Origin of the sequence: Agromyces neolithicus, assembly GCF_039529735.1 — a bacterium.
GTDB lineage: Bacteria > Actinomycetota > Actinomycetes > Actinomycetales > Microbacteriaceae > Agromyces > Agromyces neolithicus.
The window spans coordinates 15,061-19,554 of sequence record NZ_BAAANJ010000003.1; the positions used below are offsets into that span (position 1 = coordinate 15,061).

At 69.9% G+C, this 4,494-nt stretch carries 6 protein-coding genes and 1 pseudogene; 6 read left to right on the top strand and 1 reads right to left on the bottom strand.

Translation table 11 applies throughout. The annotated features are described in order from the left end of the window. From ABD164_RS05205 to ABD164_RS05225, 5 genes and pseudogenes are all read left to right on the top strand, one after another. Positions 1-342, top strand: a pseudogene (locus ABD164_RS05205) (type 1 glutamine amidotransferase); the annotation flags it as partial. 383 nt (positions 343-725) lie between these two features. Next, the gene (locus ABD164_RS05210; RefSeq protein WP_344294152.1) at positions 726-851 is read left to right on the top strand and encodes a hypothetical protein; all 126 of its coding nucleotides are present in this window, start codon (positions 726-728) and stop codon (positions 849-851) included. Positions 852-866: 15 nt separating this feature from the next. Then, complete coding sequence (locus ABD164_RS05215) at positions 867-1,751, top strand: LssY C-terminal domain-containing protein (RefSeq protein ID WP_344294154.1); 885 nt, start codon at positions 867-869, stop codon at positions 1,749-1,751. After that, the gene (locus ABD164_RS05220) at positions 1,748-2,263 is read left to right on the top strand and encodes a hypothetical protein (protein WP_344294157.1); all 516 of its coding nucleotides are present in this window, start codon (positions 1,748-1,750) and stop codon (positions 2,261-2,263) included. Before ABD164_RS05215 ends, ABD164_RS05220 begins: the two co-directional genes overlap by 4 nt. Further along, on the top strand, positions 2,260-2,928 hold the full coding sequence (locus ABD164_RS05225; RefSeq protein ID WP_344294159.1) for a DUF2306 domain-containing protein: 669 nt from the start codon (positions 2,260-2,262) through the stop codon (positions 2,926-2,928). The genes ABD164_RS05220 and ABD164_RS05225 overlap by 4 nt, the downstream gene beginning before the upstream one ends. A 4-nt stretch (positions 2,929-2,932) precedes the next feature. Here the strand turns inward: ABD164_RS05225 and ABD164_RS05230 are convergent, their stop codons facing one another. Further along, entirely contained in the window at positions 2,933-4,201 is a 1,269-nt protein-coding gene (locus ABD164_RS05230) for an FAD-dependent monooxygenase (protein WP_344294161.1), read from the bottom strand. Positions 4,202-4,317: 116 nt separating this feature from the next. Between ABD164_RS05230 and ABD164_RS05235 the strand changes: the two genes are divergently transcribed. Further along, positions 4,318-4,494, top strand: a 177-nt coding sequence (locus tag ABD164_RS05235) for a TetR family transcriptional regulator (protein ID WP_344294175.1), incomplete at its 3' end; no start/stop codon positions are given.

A 4,494-nucleotide genomic window follows, 5' to 3' on the forward strand; every position in this document is an offset into this window, starting at 1 on the left:
GGCCTGCCGTCGCGGCTCGAGGCGATGCAGTGGCACTTCCTCGAGGTGCACGACCTGCCGGCTGGAGTGGTGTCGATGGCAGCCAGCGACCGGTGCCCGAACCAGGCGTTTCGCGTGGGACCGGCGGCTTGGGGCGTGCAGTTCCATCTCGAGGCGCTCGCGACGACCGCCGAGGCGTGGGCGCGGGACGACAGTGAAGACCTGGCGAGCGTCGGTCTCGGCCGAGACGATGTCATCAGGCCGATGCGTGCCGCCGAGCACGAGCTTCGAGCGACCTGGTCGACCGTCGCCGACCGCTGGGTCACGATCGTGCTCGCCGCGACGCGCGCCGCGGTCGGCTGAGCGACGGCTCGACGGCACGAGGTGGCAAGGGGGGACCTCACGCGGGTCCTCGTGCCGTTGATCTCGATCTCTGGCCGCAACGACGCTGCCCGTCGAGCCGGTCGATGTCGGCGCGATGATCCAGGTGATTAGCGGCCGGTCATCGCAATGCACCACAACGCGGCGAACGCGAGAGCCGAGGCCCCCGGCGATGATCACCCCGAGACGCTTCGGATGCCGCAGGCGTGGCGTGCACGCGGCATCCGCCCCCTTGTTCCGTCGCTGAATCGAGTGGGCGATCGTCGTCCCTCCCAGGCGAGAGAGCGTTGTTCTTCGCCCACTCGATCTGGGGGCGGCGCTCGACATCAGCGTCTCAGCCACGCGACCGCCTCACGAGCAACACGATGAACACCGCGCTGCCGACGATGCCGGGCGCCATCGACACGGGGATCATCGGCGGCGTCCCGTTGGCGCTGCTTGCCCCGCAGTGGTCGAGCGGCTTCAGCCTCGGTTGCCCCGATCCAGCGTAGAGCTAGCATGCACTCATGGGGGACGCCCTCGTCGAGGCATCCGAATCGAACAGAGAACCGTCGCGCACGCGCCGGTTCTCGGTGAACGCGGCCCTCGACGGATTCTTCTTCGTGTTCGCCGGCGTCGCCTCGGTATGGCTCGCGTGGCTCGTGCTCACCGAATCGTTCGGGTTCGGCTGGTGGGGCATCGCGTTCTTCGTGGTGTTCTGGCTCGTGCTCGCGTACCTCGTGCTGCCGCGGCTGCACCGCATCCTCACCACGATCTACGTGCCCGACTACTTCATCGGTCGCGCCCGCACCAGCGACGGCCTGCTGGGCGACCCCGTGAATCTCGCGATCGACGGGCCCGAGGCATCCGTGCACGCGGCGATGCTCGCCGCCGGCTGGACTCGCGCCGACGACATCACCCTCGCATCCACGTGGCGCATCGTGACCGGAACCGTCACGCGCAAGAGCTACGACGAGGCGCCGGTGAGCCCGCTGTTCCTGTTCGGCCGCCAGCAGGATTTCGCCTACCAGCAAGAGGTCGCCGGCAACCCCGCGAAGCGCCACCACGTGCGCTTCTGGCGCACGCCCGACGGGTGGCTGCTGCCGGGCGGACGCCGCGTCGATTGGCTCGCCGCCGGCACGTTCGACCGGGCCGTCGGCTTCTCGCTGTTCACCCTGCAGATCACGCACAAGATCGACGCCGACACCGACGTCGAGCGTGACCACATCGTCGCGACCGTGCTGGCCGCGAATCCCCGTGCGCACGTCCATGTGCTCGCGGATTTCGCGACGGGCTACCACTCGCGCAACGGCGGCGGCGATTCGATCCGCACCGACGGCGACCTGCCGGTGATCGATGTGACGGATGTCCCGGCGCCGGCGCTCGCCGTGACCCGAGGCGGTGACTCGTGAGCGGCGAGAAGCGTGCGGCATTCGAGCCGCCGGCCGAGCTGGTGCGGCCGGTCGAGGCGCCGCCCGACATGAAGCGGCCGGTGTCGACCTCGGCCGGGGCGGTGCTCGTGGTGATGCGCGTGATCGCCGGCATCGTCTGGCTCATCGCGCTCGCGGCGCAATGGGATCAGGTGCTCGCCGACGACGGCGGCATCGACCCCGCGTCCACCGAGGGGGAGGCGGCGCGGGCGATCCTCGTCGTCATCCTGGCGTTCGGCGCGGTCGTGCTGCTGGTGCAAGTGCTGCTGGCGTTCGCCGTGTACCGAGGCAGCAACGCGGCCAGGATGGCGCTGATGATCCTCGCCACGCTCAGCATCGTGGTGTCGTGGCTCGACTACTTCGCGGGCGAGGAGATCACGATCCGCACGACCCTCGTGACACTCGCGCTCGACATCCTCGTGCTGCTCGCCCTGTCGAGCCGCGCCGCACGCGCGTACGCGCGACGGTCGCGCACGAAGAGGGGGCGGCGATGACACGGGCGATCGACACGCTCATGTGGGCCGCGATCTTCCTGCTGATCGCGATCGTGCTCGTCTTCGCCGGCATCAGGGTGGGTACCGACGGGCCGCTCATCGTGACCGGCACTGCGGCCGAGGGCGACAGCTTCGAATGGCGGTACGTGACCTACCCCTGGCTTGCGTACCTGCACATCGTTCCGGGTGTGCTCTACCTCGTCGGTGCGCCCCTGCAGTTGTGGCGGCGCTTCAGGGAACGCCATTTCACGGTCCACCGTCGGTTCGGGCGGGTGCTGCTCAGCCTGGGGCTCGTGAGCGGGGTGTTCGCGCTCGCGTTCGGAGTGCCGTTCTCGTACGGCGGGGCCTGGCAGTCGCTCGCGGCGGCCGTGTTCGGCTCGTGGTTCCTCATCGCCCTGCTGCTCGCCTTCCGGGCCATCCGCGGCGGCGACGTGCGAATGCACCGCCGATGGATGATCCGAGCGTTCGCGGTCGGCCTCGGCGTGGGGATGATCCGGGTCTGGGTGGGGATCCTCGCGGGAACCCAGTTGCTGCCGCTCGAGGAGAGTTTCGCGCCGGCGTTCTGGATCGGCCTCTCGATGCACGTGCTCGCGGGCGAGGCGTGGCTGTGGTGGCGGCCGAACGAGGACGGGCTGCCGCGCGGCGCGGTGGTCGTGCATCCCTGACCGATCAACGCGCCCGGTCGGCAGCGGCCGAGACGGCGGGCATCGGTGCCGCAGCGGGCAGGGGGAGCTCGGCCTGGTTCGAGGCGAACATTCGCTTCACGATCGGGCGGAACAACGTGGACAGCAGCAGGCCGGTCATCGCGCGCGAGAGCACCGCCTCGAAGCGGTTGGCCGGAACCATGCGCTCGATGCCGCCGCCCATGAGCTTCTTGCCGGCCTCGGCGAACGGCACGATATCGATCGCGTACCGCCGTGCGGCGGCGGCCGGGTCGCCGGGCGTCTCGGCGATGCGGGCGGCGAGCAGGTACGCGCCGATGAGCGCGGTCGCCGTGCCCATGCCCGACATCGGCGAGCCGCACGATCCGGCGTCGCCGATGAGCACGACCCGGCCGTTGGCGGCCTCGGGGACGTCGATGCGCGCGAGCTCGTCGAAGGTGAAGTCGGATGCCCCGGGCATGGCTTCGAGCACGGTCGGAGCGTGCCATCCGGCGCCCTCGAGCGACCGCCGGATCAGTGCCTCCTGGGCGGCCCGGTCGCCGCGCAGCGCGGGGTCACGGTCGATGCGCAGGGTGAGGATGGCCTTCGAGGTCGACGGGTCGAGGTCGGGGCGGATGCCGATGGTCGCGCCCGGCACGAACCGCATCGCGAACCAGCCGGGCTCGATGTCGGCGGGGGTCGGAAGGGTGAAGAACGCCATATAGCCCCCGAGGTACGTCGAATACCGCTCCTCGGGCCCGAAAGCGAGGAGGCGCGTGGCGGAGTGCAGGCCGTCGGCGCCCACGACGAGATCGAACCGCTCGGCCGGGGCGTGTTCGAAGGCGACGTCGACGCCGTCGACGTCTTGCGTGATGCCGGTGATGCGGTCGCCGTAGCGCAGGTCGAGCAGGCCGGGAGCGTTTGCGCTCGCCGCCGCGAGTGCGTCGCGCAGCACCTCGTCGAGATCGCCGCGCGCGATCTCGATCTCGGCGACCGCGCCCTTGCCGTCGAAGTCCGCCATCGACATGCGGCCGAACACGCGGCCGGCCCCGTCGACATAGGCGAGGCCGAGCTCGTGCAGGAGCCGCGCCTGGATGCCGGGCATGAGGCCCAGGCGCTCGGCGACCTCGCGGCTCGCACCGCGGAGGTCGACGGCCTGGCCGCCGGGGCGCGGCGATTCGGCCCGCTCGACCACGGTGACGCGGATGTGGCTGCGAACCAACTGCAGGGCGAGTGCGTGCCCGGCGATGCCGCCGCCGGAGATCAGGATGTGCGGAGTGGTGTCGGTGGTGGTCATCGTCGTTCCTCACGGTCGTTGCCAAGGTGCTTAGACGTTTGTCTTACACATATGTCTAACAGGTGCTGAGACAAATGTCTAGCACGTATGTCTGAATCGTCCCGTACGATAAGTGAATGGGCAATCGTGAAGACCTGCTGGCCGGCGCTCGCCGAGTGATCCTCGAGCGCGGGGTCGCGAAGGCCACCGCCCGCGACATCGCCACCGAGGCAGGCGTCAGCCTCGCCGCGATCGGCTACCACTTCGGTTCGAAAGAGCAGCTCATCACCGAGGCGCTCATGGAGTCGCTCGGC